22 protein-coding genes are annotated in these 20,353 nt (G+C 63.5%); 19 read left to right on the top strand and 3 right to left on the bottom strand.

Annotated features, from left to right (window positions below; all coding sequences use genetic code 11):
* Nucleotides 1–28 precede the first annotated feature (28 nt).
* Nucleotides 29–502, top strand: a complete 474-nt coding sequence (locus ACFMBG_RS09715) for a hypothetical protein (protein WP_421054496.1) — start codon at nt 29–31, stop codon at nt 500–502.
* A 14-nt stretch (nt 503–516) separates the two neighbouring features.
* On the opposite strand, the gene ACFMBG_RS09720 is transcribed toward ACFMBG_RS09715, so the two are convergent.
* From ACFMBG_RS09720 to ACFMBG_RS09730, 3 genes are read right to left on the bottom strand one after another with little or no spacing between them, the layout of a single operon-like run.
* A complete protein-coding gene (locus ACFMBG_RS09720) occupies nt 517–1,143 on the bottom strand; it encodes a TadE/TadG family type IV pilus assembly protein (protein WP_421054497.1) in 627 nt (208 codons plus the stop codon).
* Nucleotides 1,144–1,146: 3 nt separating this feature from the next.
* Nucleotides 1,147–1,683, bottom strand: coding sequence for a TadE/TadG family type IV pilus assembly protein (locus ACFMBG_RS09725; RefSeq protein WP_421054498.1), 537 nt, complete (start codon nt 1,681–1,683; stop codon nt 1,147–1,149).
* Nucleotides 1,680–3,299 (bottom strand): pilus assembly protein TadG-related protein, encoded by a 1,620-nt coding sequence (locus ACFMBG_RS09730; protein ID WP_421054499.1) that lies wholly within the window; start codon nt 3,297–3,299, stop codon nt 1,680–1,682. Before ACFMBG_RS09730 ends, ACFMBG_RS09725 begins: the two co-directional genes overlap by 4 nt.
* Before the next feature lie 348 nt (nt 3,300–3,647).
* On the opposite strand from ACFMBG_RS09730, the gene ACFMBG_RS09735 reads away from it, so the two are divergent.
* From ACFMBG_RS09735 to ribD, 18 genes are all read left to right on the top strand, one after another.
* Nucleotides 3,648–5,078, top strand: coding sequence for a Glu/Leu/Phe/Val family dehydrogenase (locus ACFMBG_RS09735; protein WP_421054500.1), 1,431 nt, complete (start codon nt 3,648–3,650; stop codon nt 5,076–5,078).
* 272 nt (nt 5,079–5,350) lie between these two features.
* Nucleotides 5,351–6,604 carry a sarcosine oxidase subunit beta family protein gene (locus ACFMBG_RS09740; protein ID WP_421054501.1) on the top strand — a complete coding sequence of 418 codons (1,254 nt, stop codon included), beginning with the start codon at nt 5,351–5,353 and terminating at the stop codon, nt 6,602–6,604.
* Between the two features lie 90 nt (nt 6,605–6,694).
* Nucleotides 6,695–6,964: a sarcosine oxidase subunit delta gene (locus ACFMBG_RS09745; protein WP_421054502.1), complete on the top strand. Its 270-nt coding sequence runs from the start codon at nt 6,695–6,697 to the stop codon at nt 6,962–6,964.
* Entirely contained in the window at nt 6,961–9,906 is a 2,946-nt protein-coding gene (locus ACFMBG_RS09750; protein ID WP_421054503.1) for a sarcosine oxidase subunit alpha family protein, read from the top strand. Before ACFMBG_RS09745 ends, ACFMBG_RS09750 begins: the two co-directional genes overlap by 4 nt.
* Nucleotides 9,899–10,444 (top strand): sarcosine oxidase subunit gamma, encoded by a 546-nt coding sequence (locus tag ACFMBG_RS09755; RefSeq protein ID WP_421054504.1) that lies wholly within the window; start codon nt 9,899–9,901, stop codon nt 10,442–10,444. Before ACFMBG_RS09750 ends, ACFMBG_RS09755 begins: the two co-directional genes overlap by 8 nt.
* A gap of 37 nt (nt 10,445–10,481) precedes the next feature.
* Complete coding sequence (locus tag ACFMBG_RS09760; protein ID WP_421054505.1) at nt 10,482–10,820, top strand: hypothetical protein; 339 nt, start codon at nt 10,482–10,484, stop codon at nt 10,818–10,820.
* A gap of 1 nt (nt 10,821) precedes the next feature.
* Nucleotides 10,822–12,816: a DNA primase gene (dnaG, locus tag ACFMBG_RS09765; RefSeq protein ID WP_421054506.1), complete on the top strand. Its 1,995-nt coding sequence runs from the start codon at nt 10,822–10,824 to the stop codon at nt 12,814–12,816.
* A gap of 132 nt (nt 12,817–12,948) precedes the next feature.
* The gene (rpoD, locus tag ACFMBG_RS09770; RefSeq protein WP_421054507.1) at nt 12,949–14,931 is read left to right on the top strand and encodes an RNA polymerase sigma factor RpoD; all 1,983 of its coding nucleotides are present in this window, start codon (nt 12,949–12,951) and stop codon (nt 14,929–14,931) included.
* Nucleotides 14,932–14,976: 45 nt separating this feature from the next.
* Complete coding sequence (locus ACFMBG_RS09775; RefSeq protein WP_421054508.1) at nt 14,977–15,204, top strand: hypothetical protein; 228 nt, start codon at nt 14,977–14,979, stop codon at nt 15,202–15,204.
* A 4-nt stretch (nt 15,205–15,208) separates the two neighbouring features.
* Nucleotides 15,209–15,646 carry a thiol-disulfide oxidoreductase DCC family protein gene (locus tag ACFMBG_RS09780; RefSeq protein WP_421054509.1) on the top strand — a complete coding sequence of 146 codons (438 nt, stop codon included), beginning with the start codon at nt 15,209–15,211 and terminating at the stop codon, nt 15,644–15,646.
* A complete protein-coding gene (locus ACFMBG_RS09785) occupies nt 15,643–16,188 on the top strand; it encodes a DUF4166 domain-containing protein (protein WP_421054510.1) in 546 nt (181 codons plus the stop codon). The genes ACFMBG_RS09780 and ACFMBG_RS09785 overlap by 4 nt, the downstream gene beginning before the upstream one ends.
* A gap of 84 nt (nt 16,189–16,272) precedes the next feature.
* Nucleotides 16,273–16,569, top strand: a complete 297-nt coding sequence (locus tag ACFMBG_RS09790) for a hypothetical protein (protein ID WP_421054511.1) — start codon at nt 16,273–16,275, stop codon at nt 16,567–16,569.
* A 106-nt stretch (nt 16,570–16,675) separates the two neighbouring features.
* Complete coding sequence (locus tag ACFMBG_RS09795; RefSeq protein ID WP_421054512.1) at nt 16,676–17,077, top strand: hypothetical protein; 402 nt, start codon at nt 16,676–16,678, stop codon at nt 17,075–17,077.
* Between the two features lie 127 nt (nt 17,078–17,204).
* Nucleotides 17,205–17,615: a hypothetical protein gene (locus tag ACFMBG_RS09800; protein ID WP_421054513.1), complete on the top strand. Its 411-nt coding sequence runs from the start codon at nt 17,205–17,207 to the stop codon at nt 17,613–17,615.
* Nucleotides 17,616–17,662: 47 nt separating this feature from the next.
* Nucleotides 17,663–18,088 (top strand): hypothetical protein, encoded by a 426-nt coding sequence (locus tag ACFMBG_RS09805; RefSeq protein ID WP_421054514.1) that lies wholly within the window; start codon nt 17,663–17,665, stop codon nt 18,086–18,088.
* Between the two features lie 61 nt (nt 18,089–18,149).
* Nucleotides 18,150–18,566 (top strand): secondary thiamine-phosphate synthase enzyme YjbQ, encoded by a 417-nt coding sequence (locus tag ACFMBG_RS09810; RefSeq protein ID WP_421054515.1) that lies wholly within the window; start codon nt 18,150–18,152, stop codon nt 18,564–18,566.
* 123 nt (nt 18,567–18,689) lie between these two features.
* On the top strand, nt 18,690–19,157 hold the full coding sequence (nrdR, locus tag ACFMBG_RS09815) for a transcriptional regulator NrdR (protein ID WP_027236911.1): 468 nt from the start codon (nt 18,690–18,692) through the stop codon (nt 19,155–19,157).
* Entirely contained in the window at nt 19,157–20,254 is a 1,098-nt protein-coding gene (gene ribD, locus ACFMBG_RS09820; protein ID WP_421054516.1) for a bifunctional diaminohydroxyphosphoribosylaminopyrimidine deaminase/5-amino-6-(5-phosphoribosylamino)uracil reductase RibD, read from the top strand. Before nrdR ends, ribD begins: the two co-directional genes overlap by 1 nt.
* Nucleotides 20,255–20,353: the final 99 nt, after the last annotated feature.

Consider the following 20,353-nt stretch of genomic DNA (forward strand, 5'->3'; position numbering starts at 1 on the left):
CCCGGCTGAGCAGTAAGGGGAGCAGCTGATGAGCAACGAAATCCTGGCCACGATCGAGGCCTCTGCCGCGCGCCGGGTGATGGGGACAGCGATGCTGGGCCTGACCGGCGGCCTGCTGGTTTATGTGGCGTTTTCGGCGCCGCCGTCGCCGGCCTGGCTGGTGTTCCTGCTGGCGGTGGGCGCAGCGGCGCTGTGGCTGGCAGTGCGGATGTGGCAGGCCACTGTGCACCGGATCGAGCTGACCGCCGAGGAGCTGCGCTGCTCTGACGGGCAGCTGATTGCGCGGGTGGAGGATATCGAAGCCATCGACCGCGGCTTCTTTGCCTTCAAGCCGTCAAACGGCTTTCTGATCCGCACCGGCACCCCCGGGGGCAGAACCTGGATGCCGGGGCTGTGGTGGCGGTCCGGCCGCCGGGTTGGCATCGGCGGGGTGACGCCCGGGTCGCAGGGCAAGGCGATGTCGGAAATCCTGGCCGCGATGCTGGTGCAGCGCGGCCAGTAAGGCCGTTGCGGGTGTCAGTCGGTGCCTTCACCACCATCGTCATGGCTGCCCGAACCGGTCGCGGTGCCTTCAAAAACAACCAGCGGCGCAAAACGCGGGCGGGTGAAGATGAAGTTGTCTAGCGTCAGGGTCGGCAGCCCGATATTGAAGGCCGGTTCCATCTCGTTGAAGGTCTCAACCAGAATGACCCGCTCCTGATCCGGCATTGTTGGCAGCTTGCTTGAGACGTTGTTGATCGTGGCATCAGTCCAGATTGTATTGGACGTGCCCCGGACCGACGACCAGTCGACATAATACTTGGAGTCGCCCTCGTCCCAGTGAACCACCGACACGCGCAGGCCCAGCTGTGAATCCGAGCGGATCAGCAGTTTGGCCATTTCATACATGCTGTCGAGGTAATCGTCGTTTATCGCCGTGGTTTCGCGCGAAATCATGTCGGATACGGTATAGGCGGCTTTGAGGTTGACGCTGTCCCGGCGGAAAGCGTCGAAGTATGTGTAGATGGCTGCAAACAGGCCCAGCAGTAGCGGCGCATATAAGGCGAATTCGATAGAAACATTGCCATCTGTTCCGCGAAGGAAGGCGTTCAGCCTGCGCGGCAGGATATTGCGGGAAAGGTTGCGTGTCAGGGCAGTCAGCATGGCTTACCTCGGTTCCTGAACAAATGCGGATGACGCAATCAGGCTGATCCTGCCGTCTGCGTCCTTGTAGAGGCTGCCGCCGAGACCCCAGGTCGGGAAAACCGGGTTGAACTTCATGCAAGCGCGGATCAGCATCAGCTCGTTGGATTGGCCGCTGACGAAGTTGCGGACGGGCTGCACATCTTCGATGCGGTTCACGCAGTCGGGGTCCGGATCAATTGGTGACCAGTTGAACGGGTCGACCTGGACCATCTCCAGCCGTAGCGATGTTGCGCATTCGTCAATGAAGCCAGAACGTTCACACACATCGTCCCTGAGGCCGTTGTGATCTTGCACCGAGCCGGTTGTTAGGCGGATGTCGCGGACAGTTTCATCCAATGCCCGTTCGAGTTGCGAGTGGCGGAGGTTGATCAGCCCCAGCTCCACGGTCGACATCAGGATCATGATAAAGGCCGGGATGACAATGGCGAACTCGACAGTCGAGTTGCCGTCCTCAAGAGCGCGGAAAAGGCGCAGGATATGCAGGGCGCGGCGGCTCATTGGGTCAGCCTCAGCTGGCGGATGGAAGTTGCGATCGAGGCAAAGGCGTCGCTGATCTCCAGCCCGTCCACATCGAAGTAGTGCGAGTCGGAGCTGGCGCAGTCCTGCAGTACCGCGACACCGTCGCTGGGCGCCTCAAAGCCGATTGTATAGACGATGATGCCCTGGTCCTTGGCCGCCTGGCAGATGCTGCGGGTCCGGGCGTTCTTGGTCGAGTTGCCGTAGTAATCGTAGACACCATAGTACCAGGTGGACTTGGCGGATGACGTCCCCATCCAGTCGCGGTACAGGTAGTAGTAGACGTATTTGAGCGGGGTTCTTGCAAACAGCTCTGTGTAGGTGAGCCGCTCGGCGTCACCATCGCCATAAGGGGTTGTGTACCAGCTGCTGTAACCGTCTCGCCAGTACTTCCCGTTGGCAGGGTTGTAGGTCGAATACTTCACAGAGGAAGAGCCAGGTGTGGACTGGTAGGCCCAGACATCGGAGTAGCCCTCACGGTGGTCGCTTTCAACATAATATTGCGAGGTGTTCTGACCATCCGTCATCAGCACAATAACCTTCACCGTGTCCGCATCCGAATAGTCGGACGGGCGGGCCGAAAAATCACTGGGGACAGGCGCGCCGACACCGGTGGTTAAGGCGCTGATAGCGGGCCGTGCGGACGGATCCAGCAGGGTAGTGCCCCACTTCATGCCAATGTCGATGGACGTGTTTCCGCCGCCCCAAAGAGAATCGATGAAACTCTTGAGCGTAGTAGCATCCTTTTGAAACGGCAGGATTTCGCGGGAGTTGTCAGATGCCTCGACGCAGACAGGTGAGTAAACGAGGTTCGAGTATCTGCGACGATCCGTGCTGGACCATGGCGTGAAGTGCATTGTCTGTTCCAGCGAGGAGGTTGTCGACAGGCTGGTTGTATTGAAGTCAGACGAGTCGAAGTTCACGCAGTTAGAGAAATCGTGCACACGGTCCAGGTTGTACTGATTTATCAGATCCTCGGAAACCGACACCTGGGTCGCATAGGGAATGATCGACATCGACATCTTGCCGTCGGTGGTATTGGCCACCATGGTGTCGACAAATTCCTTGGCCGCGATCTGCAGATTAGTCAGGCGGTTGTTTGAATTCATTGAACCAGAGACATCCAGCACCAGAGAGATTTCCACCCCGTCGATGCTCTCTTCGGCGCGCGACGTTGCGTAAAGCGGCATGTCGTCGCCGCCGGCAAATTTCAGCAGATGGGTCGGGAAGGTAGTGTCGATCGTCGCTTGGACCTTCTTGAAGCCAAGGCCGGATTCCCACCATGGTGCCTGATAATATTCTTCCAGACCTGATTTAGTGAGGTAGTCCAAAACCACTGTGTCTGGCGACAACTGCTGATCCAGGTCCGCCGCCGCCAGGGCCGCACGGTCCAGAGTATATTGCAGCATGGTGCGGTCGCGCTCCATCCGCATCAGGTCGACCCCGATGCCGCCGACCGCAAGCATGGCCAGGAATGTTCCGATCATCGGCTTCGCCAGCACGCCGTCTTCTTCGCGCAGGAAACTTTGCGCTTTGGACAGGCCGCGCTGCAGGAGCGGATTGCTCAGCGCTGTGGAATTCTTGTGACGCATGCTCATGTAAACACCCCCTGAATACCCCGGCCGGCTTTGGAACAGGTCAGCACGGCTTTGGCAGCGGAATTTACACTTATTAATGCTTGGTAAACGTGGCGGAAATGGGGCGCCATTTTGCCGGAATGGCTACGATTTTAACGGGTCGGGTTTTCAATCCCTTTCGGAATTTCAGCGTTGTTGCGGGGCTGGGGACAATGGTCTCTGCGCAAGCTGCGAATCGTGAACCGTTGGATAAAATGCGAATCTTTTTGGCTGGGAATGGTCAAAAAGGTCGCACTCCTTAAGTATCTCTGCATAGAGTGAGGGCACCATCGGCAGCGAGTCGATGTTTGAGCACGGAGAACTTTTTAAATGAGCAGCCGCACAGAGCCGAGCTTCCGCGAAAGCGTGGACCTGATGTTTAACCGGGCCGTATCCTTGATGGATCTGCCGCCGGGGCTGGAGGAAAAGATAAGAGTTTGCAACGCGACCTATACGGTGCGGTTCGGGGTGCGCCTGCGCGGCGCGATGCACACCTTTACCGGCTACCGTTCGGTCCATTCAGAGCACATGGAGCCCGTGAAGGGCGGTATCCGCTACGCCACCGGCGTGAACCAGGACGAGGTTGAGGCGCTGGCGGCGCTGATGACCTACAAATGCGCCCTGGTGGAGGCGCCATTCGGCGGCTCCAAGGGGGGCTTGTGCATCGATCCGCGCGAATATGATGAGTATGAACTGGAGCTGATCACCCGCCGCTTTGCCTATGAGCTGGCCAAGCGCGACCTGATCAACCCGTCCCAGAACGTGCCCGCGCCCGACATGGGCACCGGCGAGCGCGAAATGGCCTGGATCGCCGACCAGTACGCGCGGATGAACACCACCGACATCAACTCCAGGGCCTGCGTCACCGGCAAGCCGCTGAACGCGGGCGGCATTGCCGGCCGGGTCGAGGCCACGGGGCGCGGGGTGCAATATGCGCTGCGCGAGTTCTTCCGCTATGAGGAGGACAAGGCGGCCGCCGGCCTCACCGGCAAGCTGGACGGCAAGCGCATCATCGTTCAGGGCCTCGGCAACGTGGGGTATCACGCGGCCAAGTTCCTGGCCGAGGAAGATGGCGCCCTGATCACTGGTATCGTCGAGCATGACGGGGGGCTGTACAGCGCCGACGGCCTGGACGTGGAGGCGGTGCGCAACTGGATCGTCAAGCACGGCGGCGTGACCGGCTACCCGGATGCGCAGTTCCTTGAAAACGGCACGCTGCTGCTGGAAGAGGAATGCGACATCCTGATCCCGGCGGCGCTGGAAGGGGTGATCAATCTCTCCAACGCGGAGCGGATCACCGCGCCGCTCATCATCGAGGCTGCAAACGGCCCGGTGACGGCCGGCGCCGATGAGATCCTGCGCAAGAAGGGCACCGTGATCATTCCCGACATGTATGCCAACGCGGGCGGTGTGACGGTGTCCTACTTCGAGTGGGTGAAGAACCTCAGCCATATCCGCTTTGGCCGGATGCAGCGCCGTCAGGAGGAGGCGCGCCACCAGCTTGTTGTCGACGAGTTGGAGAAGCTGTCGGAAAGCCTCGGCAAGACCTGGACGCTGGACCCGCGCTTCAAGGACAAGTACCTGCGCGGCGCGGATGAGCTGGAGCTGGTGCGCTCCGGCCTCGATGACACCATGCGGGTGGCCTATCAGTCGATGCGCGAGGTCTGGCACAGCCGCGACGACGTGACCGACCTGCGCACCGCCGCCTATCTGGTGTCGATCGACAAGGTCGCCAAGAGCTATCACGCCAAGGGCCTCTGACGAGGCGCAAGGCCGGGCCGGGATAAGCGGGGCGGAGGGGAAACTCTCCGCCCCGGTCTTTTTTGCGCCCGGTATGCAATACGTCATCCGCTGTCGCAATTAGCACTAGACACAAGTGATCAGTTCATGTGATTTGCAGCAAAGCCGTGCTGATGTGCCGCAAATTGAGCCTTTGGGCTAGGAGCGGCAGGCGAAAGCGGGTAGCAATGCCGCCAAGGCCCGGGCCAGCAATTTTCCGGGCGCGGACAAGTGATTTGACGGGGAGGGACGACATGCGGTTTTCGGGCTGGCGTGTGCTCCGGGAGGGGCTCACCGGAAACAAGGGGTGGACGCCCCATTGGCGGGACCCTGAGCCCAAATCCGAATATGATGTGGTGATCATCGGCGGCGGCGGCCACGGGCTGGCAACGGCCTATTACCTGGCCGAGGAGCACGGCATCACCAATGTCGCGGTGCTGGAGAAGGGCTACCTCGGCGGCGGCAACGTGGGGCGCAACACCACCATCGTGCGTGCCAACTACTACCTGCCGGGCAACTCCGAATTCTATTCCCATTCGCTGAAGCTGTGGGAATCCATGGAGCAGGACCTGAACTATAACGCGATGATGTCCCAGCGCGGCATCATCAACCTGTTCCACAATGACGGCCAGCGCGATGCGGCGGTGCGCCGGGGCAATTCCATCGTCAACCAGGGCGATGACGCGGAACTGCTGAGCCGCGAGCAGGTGCGCGATCTGGCGCCATTCCTGAACTTCGATAACAACCGCTTCCCGATCATGGGCGGGCTGATGCAGCGCCGGGCGGGCACCGCGCGCCACGATGCGGTGGCTTGGGGTTTTGCCCGCGGCGCCGACATGCGCGGGGTGGACCTGATCCAGAACTGCGAAGTGACCGGCATCGACGTGGAGAACGGCAAGGTCACGGGCGTGCAGACCGCGCGCGGCCCGATCCGGGCGAAGAAGGTGGCGCTGGCCGCCGCGGGCCGCTCCGGCCAGGTAGCGGCGATGGCGGGGCTGACCCTGCCGATCGAAAGCCACGTGCTGCAGGCCTTTGTCTCCGAAGGGCTGAAGCCGATTGTCGACCACGTGATCACCTTTGCAGAGGGGCACCTGTACATCAGCCAGTCGGACAAGGGCGGGCTGGTGTTTGGCAGCTACCTTGATTTCTACAGCTCCTATGCGGCGCGGGGGAACCTGCCGATGGTGGAGCACACGATGGAGACCTTCGTGGCGATGGTGCCTGCGGTCAGCAAGGCGCGCCTGTTGCGCAGCTGGGGCGGCATCATGGACATGACCCCGGACGGCTCCCCGATCATCGACCATTCACCGATCGGCGGGCTCTACCTGAATTGCGGCTGGTGCTACGGCGGCTTCAAGGCAACGCCGGGCTCGGGCAGCGTTTACGCGCATCTGATCGCCACGGACCGCCCGCACGGGGCGGCCACGAAATTCAAGCTCGACCGCTTCCGCAGCGGGGTTGGCCTGATGGACGAGGAGGGGACCGGTGCGCAGCATAACCTGCATTGATTTCGCCTCTGCCGCGGCGGGGGGCGCTGCCCCCTCGGCCTTGCGGCCTCACCCCCGGAGTATTTTTGCAAAGAAGAAAGGGCGCTGGTCATGAGGATCACATGTCCGCTTTGCGGTGAGAGGGACCGCCGCGAATTCTATTACAAAGGTGCCGCGCTGGTGCGCCCGGCGGAGGGCGCGGATCTGGATGCCTGGCATGAATATGTGAACCTGCGGGAGAACCCGGCGGGACCGCTGGATGAGCTTTGGTATCACGAGATGGGCTGCAATTCCTGGCTGAAGGTCACCCGCGATACCGCGACGCACGAGATTCTGGCGGTGCAGCTGGCCTCTGAGGCCGGGCTGGGAGGTGAGACATGAGACTTCCCGGAAAAGGTCTGAACCAGGGCGCGAAGCCGATCACCTTTGCCTTCAACGGCCGCCACATGATGGGGCTGGAGGGCGATACGCTGGCCTCGGCGCTGCTGGCCAACGGTGTGCATCTGATGGGGCGCTCGTTCAAGTACCACCGCCCGCGCGGAGTGCTGACCGCGGGCAGCGAGGAGCCGAACGCGCTGGTAACGATCGGCACCGGCGGCCAGCAGGATCCGAACGTGCGCGCCACCCAGCAGGAAATATTCGAGGGGCTGGAGGCGCGCAGCCAGAATTGCTGGCCTTCGGTCGAGCGCGACGTGATGGCGGTGAATGATCTGGCGGCGCCGTTCTTTGGTGCGGGGTTTTATTACAAGACCTTCATGTGGCCGGCGGCGTTCTGGGAAAAGGTCTATGAGCCGCTGATCCGCAATGCGGCGGGGCTGGGCGCCTTGTCGGGGGAGGCGGACCAGGACCGTTACGAGAAAGCCTTTGCCTTCTGTGATGTGCTGGTGATCGGCTCCGGTCCTGCGGGTCTGATGGCGGCGCTGACCGCAGGCCGGGCCGGGGCGGATGTGATCCTGGCGGAAGAAGACAGCCGCATGGGCGGCCGCCTGCTGGCGGAGCGCGAGGAGATCGGTGGCAAGCAGGGCCATGAATGGGCGGCAGAGGTGCTGGCTGAGCTGGAGGCGATGGACAATGTGCGGCTGATGACCCGCACCGCCGTCACCGGCGCGTATGACCAGGGCACTTATGGCGCGCTGGAGCGCGTTTCGCACCACTTGCCGCGGCGCCATTCGCTGAAGGGCAGCCATCTGCCGCGCGAATGCTTCTGGCGGATTGCGGCCAAGCACGCGGTGCTGGCGGCGGGCGCCATCGAGCGCCCGGTGGCGTTCCGCAACAACGACCGGCCCGGCATCATGATGGCGGGCGCCGTGCGTGCCTATCTGAACCGCTGGGGCGTGGCGCCGGGCGAGCGGGTTACCGTCTTTGCCAACAATGATCAGGCCCACCGCACCGCGCGAGACTTGCATGATGCGGGCGTGCATATTGCAGCGGTGATCGACAGCCGCCATGACGCGCCAGACAGCGGTCCCTATCAGGTGATCCGCGGCGCGCAGGTTTGCGACAGCGCCGGCCGTCAGCGGATCGAGAGCATCACCGTGCGCTCGGTCAAGGGTGAGGAGAAGATCCAGACCGACTGCCTGGCGATGTCCGGCGGCTGGAACCCTTCGGTGCATCTGACCTGCCACCTGAACAGCCGCCCTGCGTGGAACCGTGAGGCGCTTGCCTTTGTGCCCGCCGAGGGTGCGGTGCCGGGTATGGTCGCGGCAGGTGCCTGCAACGGCATCTTCTCCACCGCAGGCGCATTGCGCGAAGGCGCGGAGGCGGCTGGCAAGGTGCTGGAGGCGCTGGGCCTGAAGTCCGCCGCCGCCGATCTGCCGCAGGCGGAGGACGATCCCTACCGTATCGCCGCGCTGTGGGCGGTGCCGGGCAAGGGGCGCGCCTGGCTCGACTTCCAGAACGATGTGACCGTGAAGGATGTGAAGCAGGCAGCGGTGGAGAACTTCCGCTCCGTCGAGCATATGAAGCGCTACACCACCCAAGGCATGGCGACCGATCAGGGCAAGAATTCCAACGTAGCGGCGCTGGCGGTGCTGGCGGATGCCACCGGGCGGACAATTCCGGAGACCGGCACCACCACCTTCCGTCCACCGTTTGTGCCGGTCTCCATCGGGGCGATGGGGGCAGGGGCCACGGACGAGGGCTTCAAGCCGCAGCGCTTCCTGACCTCGCACGCCGAGAGCGATGCGCGCGGCGCGCATCAGCTGGAGGTCGGCCTGTGGTACCGCGCGGCCTATTACCCGAAGCAGGGCGAGACCAATTGGCGCCAGTCCTGCGACCGGGAAGTCACCCTGGTGCGCAAGGCGGTGGGCATCTGCGATGTCTCCACCCTGGGCAAGATTGACATTCAGGGTGCGGATGCGGGCAAGTTCCTGGACTTCCTCTACACCAACACTTTCAGCACGCTGAAGGTGGGCAAGGTCCGTTATGGGCTGATGCTGCGCGAGGATGGCTTTGTCATGGACGACGGCACCACCGCGCGGCTGGGCGAGAACCATTTCGTGATGACCACCACCACCGCTGCCGCGGGGCAGGTGATGGCGCATATGGAGTTCGTTTCCCAGGTGCTCTACCCGGAATGGGATGTGCGCTTTACTTCGGTGACCGAGCAATGGGCGCAGTTTGCTGTCGCCGGCCCCAAGTCGCAGGAGCTGCTGGACGGGCTCTTGGACGAGGATGTGAACGGCGAGACCTGGCCCTTCATGGGTTGCGGCGCGGCGACCGTTCTGGGCGTCAAGGGGCGCCTGTTCCGGATCTCCTTCTCGGGCGAGCATGCCTATGAGGTGGCCGTGCCCGCGCGCTATGGCGAGAGCCTGTACCGCGAGCTGCTGAAGCGGGCCGAGGCGATGGGCGGCGGTGCCTATGGCATGGAAGCGCTCAATGTGCTGCGGATCGAGAAGGGGCTGATTACCCACGCCGAGATCAATGGCACGGTGACAGCTTTTGACTTGGGCCTGCAGGGGATGATGTCCAAGAAGAAGGACTTCCTGGGCAAAGCGATGTCCACCCGTGAAGGGCTGATGGCCGAGGACCGGATGCGCCTGGTGGGCCTGAAGCCTGTCGGCGCGGCCAAGGAAATCACCGCCGGCGCGCATTTGTTCACGCCGGGTGATCCGGTCGAGCGGATCTATGACCAGGGCTATGTGACCTCGGCTGGGTACTCGCCGACGCTGGGGCACCCGATTGGGCTGGCCTTTCTGAAAGAGGGGCCAGAGCGGATCGGCGAGACCGTGCGCCTGGTCGACCATATGCGCGGCGTTGATACCCTGTGCGAGGTCGTTTCCCCTGTGTTCTTTGATCCGGAAGGAGACCGTGCCCGTGGCTGAACTGATTGCAAAGAGCCCCTGTGAGGGGCTGGTTCCGGCAACCATCGGCGGTATGACCCTGACCGAGGAATACCCTGGCAGTATGTGGGCCGTGGCGCCCTTCAAGGGTCAGGAAAAGGCGCTGAGCAAGGCGCTGGAGGCCGCCCACGGCATGGCGTTCCCGGCACCGAACCGCGCCACCGGCAAGGCGGGCAGCCGGGCTGTCTGGTTTGGCCGGGACATGGCACTGCTGATGGGGCCTGCGCCCGATGCCGGGCTGGCAAAGCACGCAGCGCTGACGGACCAGAGCGATGCCTGGGCCGTGGTCAAGCTGGAAGGCACGGGCGCCGAGGACGTGCTGGCGCGACTGGTGCCAGTGGACTTGCGCGGGCCAGTCTTCAAGCGCGGCCACACCGTGCGGGCGGAACTCAAGCACATGATGGCCTCGGTCACCCGTACCGGCCCGCGGGCGTTTCAGATCATGGTGTTCCGCTCGATGGCGAAGACGCTGGTGCATGATCTGAAAACAGCCATGGAAGCTGTCGCGGCGCGGGGGTAATCTTCGGGAATCACCAACTGATTCCCGGAGCGCATCTATGATCCGCATCGCCCTCGCAGCCGCCTTGCTGGCGGCTCCGGCCTATGCTTCTGAAACCAAAGAAGAAAGCTGCAAATACCAGGGCCAGGTCATGGCCGCAGTGCAGCAGGCGCGGCTGGACCGGGTGAAGCAGGAAGAGGTGGAGCAGACCATTCTGGACAGCGGACCGGAATGGCCCGAAGCCTATTCCAAGGCGATCCCGCAGCTGACGGCCCACGTCTATGCAATGAAGCGGCGCGACCTCAAGGACACCGACCTCGGCGCGCGGTTCGAAGAGCAGTGCCTGCAGAACTGGGACCAGATCCAAGCGATGCAGAAACAGCTGAAGTCGAACTGACATGTCCCTGCCGCCCGGTTTTCTGGATGAACTGCGCACCCGCATCAGTATTTCTGATGTTGTCGGGCGCAAGGTCATGTGGGACCAGCGCAAATCACAGCCAGGCAAGGGCGACTACTGGAGCCCGTGCCCCTTCCACCATGAAAAGACCGCATCGTTCCACGTGGAGGACCGCAAGGGGTTCTATTACTGCTTCGGCTGCCACGCCAAGGGCGACGCGCTGAAGTTTGTCCAGGAGACCGAGAATGTCGGTTTCATGGAAGCGGTGGAGATCCTGGCGGGCGAAGCGGGCATGGAGATGCCCAAGCGCGACCCGCGCGCGCAGGAAAAGCAGGACCGCCGCGCGCTGCTGGCCGATGTCATGGAGCAGGCGGTGCAATTCTTCCGTCTGCAGCTGAAAACCAACGCTGCCCGCGATGCCCGTGCCTATCTGCAGCGGCGGGGCCTGACGGCGCAGGCGCTGGACCGCTGGGAGATCGGCTTTGCCCCCGACGGCTGGCAGAACCTGTGGGACGCGCTGCGCGGCAAGAACGTGCCTGAGGACCTGATCATCGGGGCGGGGCTCGCCAAGCCGTCGAACAAGGGCGGCAAGCCTTATGACACCTTCCGCAACCGGATTATGTTCCCGATCCGTGATGCGCGGGGGCGGGCGATTGCCTTTGGCGGCCGGGCGATGGACCCGAACGACAACGCCAAATACCTGAACTCGCCCGAGACCGAGCTGTTCGACAAGGGCCGCAGCCTTTATAACCACGGGCCCGCGCGGGCGGCTTCGGGCCGCGGCGCACCGTTGATTGTGGCTGAAGGCTACATGGATGTGATCGCGTTGGCGGAGGGCGGCTTCCCATCCTCCGTGGCGCCGCTGGGCACTGCGATCACCGAAAACCAGCTGCAGATGCTTTGGCGGATGTCGGATGAGCCGATCATCGCGCTGGACGGCGACAAGGCTGGCCTCCGCGCCGCCATGCGGCTGATCGACTTGGCGCTGCCGCTCTTGGAAGCCGGTAAGTCCCTGCGCTTTGCCATCATGCCCGAGGGCAAAGACCCGGATGACATGATCCGGAGCGAAGGCCCGGAAGCGGTGCAGGCGGTGCTGGACCAGGCAATGCCGATGGTCAAGCTGCTGTGGCAGCGCGAGACCGAGGGCAAAGTCTTTGACAGCCCCGAGCGCAAGGCGGCTCTGGATAAAAGCTTGCGGGAGAAGATCAGGCTGATCCGCGACCCGTCGATCCGCAAGCATTACGGCGAAGACGTCAAGGAAATGCGCTGGCAGCTGTTCCGCGGCAGCCGCGGCGGCGAAGGCGGGTTCCAGCAACGCGGGGGCAAGGGCGGCGGCTTCCGCGATGGCGCCCGCGCGCCCTGGAAGCCGGGCAAGGGCTTTGGCCCGATCCCCCAGCCGCGCGCAACCACCCGGGCCTCGCTGGTGGCTGGGGCCGATGATGAATCCTTTGCCGCCATGCGCGAGGCGGTGATCCTGGCCACGGCGATCACCACGCCGGCGGTGATCCCGGAATTCGAGACCAGCCTGGAGCGCCTGCAATGCGCCGATCCGGACCTGGCGGCGCTGCGCGACCTGGTGCTGCGCCACGGCATCGACGCGCCGGAGCGGCTGCGGGAAGAAATCGACTGGGCTTTGGGGCCTCATGCCCTTGAAAACCTGTTTGGCCTTCGCCACGTTGCAATCATCCCCTGCCTGCGAAAACCCGGCGACACCGAACTGGCCAGCATGACCCTGGCCGAGGAACTCGCAAAACTCGAAGCGCGGCGCGGATTGGATGCGGAACTGGCAGAAGCCGAAGAGGATTTGGACGGTCTGGCGGATGAGGCCCTGACCTGGCGGTTGCGCCAGGCGGCAGAGGCCAGGAACAAGGCCGTGCGCAGCGAAAATGAGGACAAGGCGACATACGACGTGGGCAAGAATGGCGCGCGGCTCAACCGGGATGAGCGCGATGCCTTCGGTGCCCTTTTGGACCGAATCGGCTTTTCCGAGAAGTAACACGCAGGCTGATTCTGCGTTTTGCTAAGGAAGAGCACAGGAAAATTGGGTAAACGGGGTGACGAATCGGATGATCGCGCTAATGATTCGCGTGATTCGCACCGCCCCGCAGCCCCTGAGTAGGAGCATTGAATGGCCGCCAAAGACACCGACGACCGCAAACCTGACGATCAGGACGCCGAAATCTCCCTCGACATGAGCCAGGCTCAGGTCAAGAAGATGATCGCGGAAGCCCGCGAGAAAGGCTACATCACCTACGATCAGCTCAATCAGGTTCTGCCGCCGGATCAGGTCAGCTCGGAACAGATCGAAGACGTGATGTCGATGCTCAGCGAGATGGGCATCAACATCATCGAGGACGAAGAGGCCGAGGAAGAGGAAAACAAGGGCACCACCGACCTTGTGACCACCGAAGGCCCGCGCGAGGTTGCGCTCGCTGGCGCCCAGACCGAGAAGCTGGACCGCACTGACGACCCGGTGCGCATGTACCTGCGCGAAATGGGCTCCGTTGAGCTGCTGAGCCGCGAAGGCGAGATCGCAATCGCGAAGCGCATCGAGGCCGGCCGCAACACCATGATCGCGGGCCTCTGCGAAAGCCCGCTGACCTTCCAGGCGATCACCATCTGGCACGACGAACTTCTGTCCGAGGACATTCTCCTGCGCGACGTCATCGACCTGGAGGCCACCTTTGGCAACCAGCTGGACGAGGACGGCGAGGAGGAGCCGGTTGTCGATACCTCCGCAGTGGCGGCGGCCAAACCGGCCAAGGAGGAAGGCCCGGAGCTGGATGCAGACGGCAACCCGATCGCCAGCGATGACGACGACGACGAGGACGAGCAGGCCAACATGTCGCTGGCCGCGATGGAGGCCGCGCTCAAGGACCGGGTGCTGACTACGCTGGAGCGGATCTCCACCGACTTCGCCGAACTCAGCGAAATGCAGGACAGCCGGATTTCGGCGACGCTGAACGAGGATGGCTCCTTCAGCGCCGACGACGAGGCGCGCTACCAGTCGCTGCGCTCCGAAATCGTCGAGCTGGTGAACGGTCTGCACCTGCACAACAACCGTATCGAGGCGCTGATCGACCAGCTTTATGGCATCAACCGCCGCGTCATGCAGATCGACAGCTCGATGGTGAAGCTGGCCGACCAGGCCCGTATCAACCGCCGCGAGTTCATCGACGCCTACCGCGGCCGCGAGCTGGATCCGAACTGGCTGGCCGAGATGGGCGAAAAGCCGGGCCGCGGCTGGCAGATGTTCATCGAACGCTCCACCGACAAGGTTGAGGAACTGCGCGCCGACATGGCCCAGGTGGGCCAGTATGTCGGTCTGGACATCTCCGAATTCCGCCGCATCGTGCAGCAGGTGCAGAAGGGTGAGAAAGAGGCGCGCCAGGCCAAGAAGGAAATGGTCGAGGCCAACCTGCGCCTGGTGATCTCCATCGCCAAGAAATACACCAACCGCGGCCTGCAGTTCCTGGACCTGATCCAGGAAGGCAACATCGGCCTGATGAAGGCGGTCGACAAGTTCGAATACCGCCGCGGTTACAAGTTCTCGACCTATGCGACCTGGTGGATCCGCCAGGCCATCACCCGCTCGATCGCCGACCAGGCCCGCACCATCCGGATCCCGGTGCATATGATCGAGACCATCAACAAGCTGGTCCGCACCGGCCGCCAGATGCTGCACGAGATCGGCCGCGAGCCGACCCCGGAGGAACTGGCCGACAAGCTGCAGATGCCGCTGGAGAAGGTCCGCAAGGTGATGAAGATCGCCAAGGAGCCGATCTCGCTCGAAACCCCGATCGGGGACGAGGAAGATTCGCAGCTGGGCGATTTCATCGAGGACAAGAATGCCGTGCTGCCGCTCGACAGTGCCATTCAGGAAAACCTCAAGGAAACCACCACCCGGGTGCTGGCCTCGCTCACCCCGCGCGAGGAGCGGGTTCTGCGGATGCGTTTCGGCATTGGCATGAATACCGACCACACGCTGGAGGAAGTCGGCCAGCAGTTCAGCGTGACCCGCGAACGGATCCGCCAGATCGAGGCGAAGGCGCTCAGGAAACTGAAGCACCCCAGCCGCTCGCGCAAGCTGCGCAGCTTCCTGGATCAGTAAAAGGTAAACGCCCCCATAAGGGGGCGTTTTTTTAGGAGAAGTAAATTGGAGACTTACAGCAACTTTGGACGTGATTCAGGTGTCGTCGCATTTGAAATTGGAAGGGACTATATTCTCGTCCAGTTTTCTGACGGATCAATCTACGAATATACTTCAATCTCTGTTGGAAGGCGTAATCTTGATGAAATGGCAAGATTGGCGCGCCAAGGTGAGGGGTTGAATTCGTTCATTAATCGTATGGTCAGGCAGCGGTATTCTCGCCGTATCGCTTGAGGAGATGAAATCTGGGCAACTCTTGAAGGCCGGTAGCGACCTCATCGTCTTCGACGGCGAATGCGTGCTGTGCTCTGGCTTCTTCCGCTTCATGCTGCGCCATGATCGGGCGGAACGGTTTGCCTTTGCCACCGCGCAATCGCCGCTGGGGCAGCAGCTTTACCGCGAACACGGGCTGCCCGTGGATGACTTCGAGACCAACCTGGTGATCGTCGATGGCCGCTCCCATCAGCGGCTCGATGCCTTTGCCGCGGCGATGCGGGCGCTGCCCTGGCCGTGGCCGGTGCTGTCGCTGTGCCAGTTCCTGCCGGGATGGCTGAAGGACCCGCTCTATTTCAGCGTCGCCCGCAACCGCTACTGGCTGTTCGGCCGCTATGACCGCTGCATGATCCCCAGCCCGGAGGTCCGCGCCCGATTTGCCGCCGGGGGCTTCGGTGCATGAAGGACGCCTTTGGCGAGATCATAGCGGCGCAGAAGCTTGAGGTGCCGCCAGCCCTGCTGCGGTTCCATGCGCAGCCGCCGGAGCGCAGCCAGGGCTTGGTCACGGTCGAGGGCGGCAACCGCTGGGCGCGGCTGCTGGCCGGCCTGGCAGGCTTTCCGCCACCGATGGCGCAGACCCGGTTCCGGCTGGACGTTGCGCCGCAGGGCAAGGGCCATGTGTGGCAGCGCAGCTTCGGCAAGTACCAGACCCGCTCGCGCCTGCGGTTTGATCCGCGGAAAGGGCGGGCGGTGGAACGCTTCGGGCCGGTGGAGCTGGAGCTGGCGGCCTCGGTTCAGCAGGGCGCGCTGGTGGTGACGGTCGAGAAGGCACGGCTGTTTGGCCTGCCGCTGCCCCGCGCCCTGTGCCTGCAAAGCGCGTCGATGGAGTATGAAACGCCGGAGGGGTATCTGGGGTTCGACATCTCCGCCAGCCTGCCGCGGATCGGCCTGCTGGTGCGCTACAGCGGCCATATCGTGCTGCCGGAGATGGATTTCCGGCGTTAACCATTTGCTAACCCTGGCATTGTCCCGCCAGGGGCCGGCGCTTAAAATTGCAGACATCGCCAAAGGTCTTCCGGGGGGAAGAGGATGTCTGCACATACCGATATGAATGAGGCGCTTGCGGAGCTCACGGACAAACTGCGCTCGCTTAACGATCTGGTGGCCGCTAACCAGTTCATGGTCGAGGCGCTGGCGCAGCAGGGTGAGACGCTGCAGCAAATGGACGGCAGCAGCTCCAAGGACATGCTGCGCCGGCAGGCCCGGGCCAGGTTCCACCCGGAAACCGGAACCGCGCCCAACGCTGCGGTACTGGCCGTGCTGGAGGAAGTGCTGGGCCGCCAGCCGCAAAGCGCCGAGATCATCCCGCTCCCGGTGCGGGCCTGACGCCAGCCCTCACACATCTGCGAGAGCAAGCCGCGTTGCTTGCAACCGGCACTTGGAGCCCCAGCCGCCAGTCCCTATGTTGACCGCAGCATAGGGATAATTCCGGATGAGAAACTTCATTTACGCGCTTGGCCTGGCCTGTCTCGGCGCGGCTCCTGCCATGGCAGAGCCCTTCATTGCCAACCGGGGCGTGCGGGTGCTGCCGGTCGATGGCATCGTCTACGAAGTGGTGCCGGGCAGATCCGGCGGCACCTGGGATTACTGGTGCGCCGCGGCCCAGTATGCCCGCCGGGAACTGGGTGCAAACTGGACCGACCGCTTTTACGTGGTGCGCGGACGGGACATGAGCGTTACCACCGGCCGCCGCTCGTCGGTGCAGTTCACCCTGTACCCGGAGCGGGCGGGCGTTACCCCCAAGATCGGCTGGCTGTCACTTGGCTTCCAGCCGGGAGAGAGCATGTCCGTGCAGCAGGGCTACGGCTATTGCGTGCAGGCGTCCGCCCTGTAACGCGGGCTGCGGTCCTGCCACCGCACGGCAGTGTGACTGGCATGTGTTCCAAATCTTCCTACCCTTGAGAGGGAGCTGCCCGGCCGCCCGGCCAGGCGGGCAGCCTTCAGACCGGAGGGAAGATCACATGAAACCAGCGACCGCTGCCACAGTCCTTGCCACGTCCTTGATGCTGGCGCTCCCGGATGTTTCCGCCGCCAACGCCAGCCGCCACAGCACCCGGGTCAATCCAGTGTCCGACGGCGTGTTCGAAGTCATCGCCCGGACCGGCAACGGCTATCTGTTCTGGTGCGGCGCCGCGGACCATGTGCAACGGGTGCTGCGGCTGCCCTGGGACAGCCAACTGCATATCTACCGCGGCCTGGGCCCCAGCGAAACCACCGGGCGCCGCTCCGCGGTCCAGTTCACGCTGGATCCAAGTCTGGCGGCTGCCGCACCGGCTGGCGGATACAGGTCTGTCAACAGCCTGCAAGCTGGTGATACAATGAGTCTTGTGAGGGCCCACGAGTATTGCTTCGTGCCGTTTGGGAGGCCCTGAAACCAGATTGATCCGCGGCCGTCTTGGCGGCGGGGAAGGGGATTGAAATGACCTGCAAAAAACTGTGGCTGCCAGGGCTGCTGGCATTGGTTCTGGCTGTTCCTGTGCCTGCCTCCGCCTGGCGGGCGGTCAACCGGAATGAGGTGCTGCCGGTCTCCGAAGGTGTTTGGGAAGTGGTGGCCCGGGGCCGGTCCGGCCCGCAGGACTACTGGTGCAGCATCGCCGATTATGCCATCCGCCAGCTGCGGGCGCCGGTCAACCAGCGCATCTACGTCTGGCGCGGCGAGGGGCCTTCGGTCAACCGTCCGGGGCGCAAGGCGGTGCAATTCGCCTTTGGCCTGCCGCCAGGTGTGCCTGACCGCTCCGGCAGCCTGTCGCTGAACGTGCGCGAGGCGGGCGACAGCCTGCGGGTGACGGCGGCTCAGACCTATTGCTACGACCGTCTGCCAGGGCGCGACCGCTGGCTGCCGTAACTTGTGATTCTGCGAGGCGCATCAGTTGCCTGCAGGGCCGGTTTCCGCCAATGATTGGCCCATGCATCATGAATTCACCATTCCGACGCGCGGGCAGGGCCTCTTTGAATTCACCGCCGATGTGCGGTCCTGGGTGGCCGGAAGCGGCCTGCAGGACGGTCTGCTGACACTGTTTGTCCGCCACACCTCCTGCTCGCTGCTGATCCAGGAAAACGCCGATCCCGAGGTGCAGACTGATCTGCGGGCCTTCTTTGCCCGGCTGGTGCCGCCCTCGGACCATCCGTCGATGTCCTATCTGCGCCACACCTATGAAGGTCCGGATGACATGCCTGCCCATATCAAGGCAGCCTTGATGCCGGTGAGCCTGTCGGTTCCGGTGGCGGTCGGCGCGCCGGTGCTGGGCACCTGGCAGGGCCTTTACCTGTTTGAGCACCGCGATGCTCCGCACCAGCGCCGGGTGGCGGCGTATCTGGCGTAAACCTCTTTATCTAGCGGCGGGAAATCACCTCTACCCAAATTCTGGAGGGTGGCCTATAGTTGTGGATAACCGGGCCGATCCCGGCACTAATAATCAGGCTGACAGGATTGAGGAAGCAGGCGGATGCGCTGCCCATTTTGCGGAAATATCGACACTCAGGTCAAGGATTCACGCCCCGCCGAAGATCATGTTTCGATCCGAAGGCGCCGGTTCTGCCCGGCCTGCGGCGGCCGGTTCACCACTTATGAACGGGTGCAGCTGCGCGACCTGGTGGTGATCAAGTCCAATGGCAAGCGCGAGGATTTCGACCGCGACAAACTGGAGCGCTCGATCCGCATCTCGATGCAGAAACGCCCGATCGAGCCGGAACGCATCGACCAGATGATCTCTGGCATCGTGCGGCGGCTGGAAAGCATGGGCGAGACCGACATCCCCTCCAAGAAGATCGGCGAGATCGTGATGGAGGCGCTGGCCCGGATCGACACCGTGGCCTATGTGCGCTTTGCCAGTGTTTACAAGAACTTCCAGGCCGCAGATGACTTCGAGGATTTTGTCCACGAGCTGCGCCCGCCGGTGGCGCCCGAAGAATAATGGATACCGATCACCGTTTCATGGCGCTGGCGCTGTCCCTCGGGCGGCGCGGCCAGGGCAACTGCTGGCCAAACCCGGCCGTGGGCTGTGTCATCGTGCAGGGCCGGCGGATTGTCGGCCGCGGCTGGACCAAGCCGGGCGGCCGTCCGCACGCGGAAACCGAGGCGCTGGCGCAGGCCGGTGAAGCAGCTCGCGGCGCCACCGCCTATGTCACGCTGGAGCCTTGCGCCCATCAGGGCGCAACGCCGCCTTGCGCACAGGCACTGATCACTGCCGGGGTGGCGCGGGTTGTGGCTGCGATCGGGGACAGCGATCCGCGGGTCTCAGGCCAGGGCATCCGGATGCTGCGGGATGCCGGTATCAGAGTGGACACAGGCGTCTGGGGCGCCCAGGCAGCGCGCGACCATGCCGGGTTCTTTCTGAAGACCGAACAGGGCCGCCCGCTGGTGACGCTGAAACTGGCCAGCAGCTTCGACGGCCGCATTGCCACCGGAACGGGGCAAAGCAAATGGATCACCGGGCCGGAGGCGCGCCGCGCCGTGCATGCGATGCGGGCCCGCCACGATGCGGTGATGGTCGGCGGCGGCACCGCGCGGGCGGATGACCCCTCGCTGACAGTGCGCGATCTGGGGGTGGAGAAGCAGCCGGTGCGGGTGGTGATCTCGCGCCACCTGGACTTGCCTTTGATGGGCCAGTTGGCCCGCACCGCCAAACAGGTGCCGGTCTGGCTCTGCCATGGCCATGGCGCGGATCATGAGCGGATTCAGGCCTGGGAAGGGCTGGGGGCCAAGCTGATCCCCTGCGCCTCGCACGGGGTGCAGCTGGATGCGGGTGATGTGCTGCAGCAGCTGGGGCAGGCGGGGCTGACCCGCGTGTTCTGCGAGGGCGGCAGCGCTTTGGCGGCCTCGCTGCTGGCCTTTGACCTGGTGGATGAGCTGATCGGCTTTACTGCCGGTCTGGGGATCGGCGCCGAGGGTCTGCCTTCGATCGGGGCCCTGGGTATCGGCCGCTTGGAAGAGGCCCCCCGGTTCGAGCTGGTCGAAACCCGCCCCGTTGGACGTGACATCCTGCACCGCTGGACCCGCGCGCTGCGCTGACTATCTGTTGTTTTTCCTGACAGGCGGGTTCTCCCGCCCGTCGCCGGAGCATGTGCATGCTCCGCTCCCGTTGGGCGTGGCCCGGCGCCTTGCGCCGGG

Origin of the sequence: Leisingera coralii (genome assembly GCF_049056525.1) — a bacterium.
In the GTDB taxonomy this organism is placed as follows: Bacteria; Pseudomonadota; Alphaproteobacteria; order Rhodobacterales; family Rhodobacteraceae; genus Leisingera; species Leisingera coralii.

What these genes read in the sequence shown, in the direction of transcription:
- ACFMBG_RS09715 (WP_421054496.1), top strand. Translation starts at nt 29, where the DNA reads ATGAGCAACGAAATCCTGGCCACGATCGAGGCCTCTGCCGCGCGCCGG.
- ACFMBG_RS09720 (WP_421054497.1), bottom strand. Translation starts at nt 1,143, where the DNA reads ATGCTGACTGCCCTGACACGCAACCTTTCCCGCAATATCCTGCCGCGC.
- ACFMBG_RS09725 (WP_421054498.1), bottom strand. Translation starts at nt 1,683, where the DNA reads ATGAGCCGCCGCGCCCTGCATATCCTGCGCCTTTTCCGCGCTCTTGAG.
- ACFMBG_RS09730 (WP_421054499.1), bottom strand. Translation starts at nt 3,299, where the DNA reads ATGAGCATGCGTCACAAGAATTCCACAGCGCTGAGCAATCCGCTCCTG.
- ACFMBG_RS09735 (WP_421054500.1), top strand. Translation starts at nt 3,648, where the DNA reads ATGAGCAGCCGCACAGAGCCGAGCTTCCGCGAAAGCGTGGACCTGATG.
- ACFMBG_RS09740 (WP_421054501.1), top strand. Translation starts at nt 5,351, where the DNA reads ATGCGGTTTTCGGGCTGGCGTGTGCTCCGGGAGGGGCTCACCGGAAAC.
- ACFMBG_RS09745 (WP_421054502.1), top strand. Translation starts at nt 6,695, where the DNA reads ATGAGGATCACATGTCCGCTTTGCGGTGAGAGGGACCGCCGCGAATTC.
- ACFMBG_RS09750 (WP_421054503.1), top strand. Translation starts at nt 6,961, where the DNA reads ATGAGACTTCCCGGAAAAGGTCTGAACCAGGGCGCGAAGCCGATCACC.
- ACFMBG_RS09760 (WP_421054505.1), top strand. Translation starts at nt 10,482, where the DNA reads ATGATCCGCATCGCCCTCGCAGCCGCCTTGCTGGCGGCTCCGGCCTAT.
- dnaG (WP_421054506.1), top strand. Translation starts at nt 10,822, where the DNA reads ATGTCCCTGCCGCCCGGTTTTCTGGATGAACTGCGCACCCGCATCAGT.
- rpoD (WP_421054507.1), top strand. Translation starts at nt 12,949, where the DNA reads ATGGCCGCCAAAGACACCGACGACCGCAAACCTGACGATCAGGACGCC.
- ACFMBG_RS09780 (WP_421054509.1), top strand. Translation starts at nt 15,209, where the DNA reads ATGAAATCTGGGCAACTCTTGAAGGCCGGTAGCGACCTCATCGTCTTC.
- ACFMBG_RS09785 (WP_421054510.1), top strand. Translation starts at nt 15,643, where the DNA reads ATGAAGGACGCCTTTGGCGAGATCATAGCGGCGCAGAAGCTTGAGGTG.
- ACFMBG_RS09790 (WP_421054511.1), top strand. Translation starts at nt 16,273, where the DNA reads ATGTCTGCACATACCGATATGAATGAGGCGCTTGCGGAGCTCACGGAC.
- ACFMBG_RS09795 (WP_421054512.1), top strand. Translation starts at nt 16,676, where the DNA reads ATGAGAAACTTCATTTACGCGCTTGGCCTGGCCTGTCTCGGCGCGGCT.
- ACFMBG_RS09800 (WP_421054513.1), top strand. Translation starts at nt 17,205, where the DNA reads ATGAAACCAGCGACCGCTGCCACAGTCCTTGCCACGTCCTTGATGCTG.
- ACFMBG_RS09805 (WP_421054514.1), top strand. Translation starts at nt 17,663, where the DNA reads ATGACCTGCAAAAAACTGTGGCTGCCAGGGCTGCTGGCATTGGTTCTG.
- ACFMBG_RS09810 (WP_421054515.1), top strand. Translation starts at nt 18,150, where the DNA reads ATGCATCATGAATTCACCATTCCGACGCGCGGGCAGGGCCTCTTTGAA.
- nrdR (WP_027236911.1), top strand. Translation starts at nt 18,690, where the DNA reads ATGCGCTGCCCATTTTGCGGAAATATCGACACTCAGGTCAAGGATTCA.
- ribD (WP_421054516.1), top strand. Translation starts at nt 19,157, where the DNA reads ATGGATACCGATCACCGTTTCATGGCGCTGGCGCTGTCCCTCGGGCGG.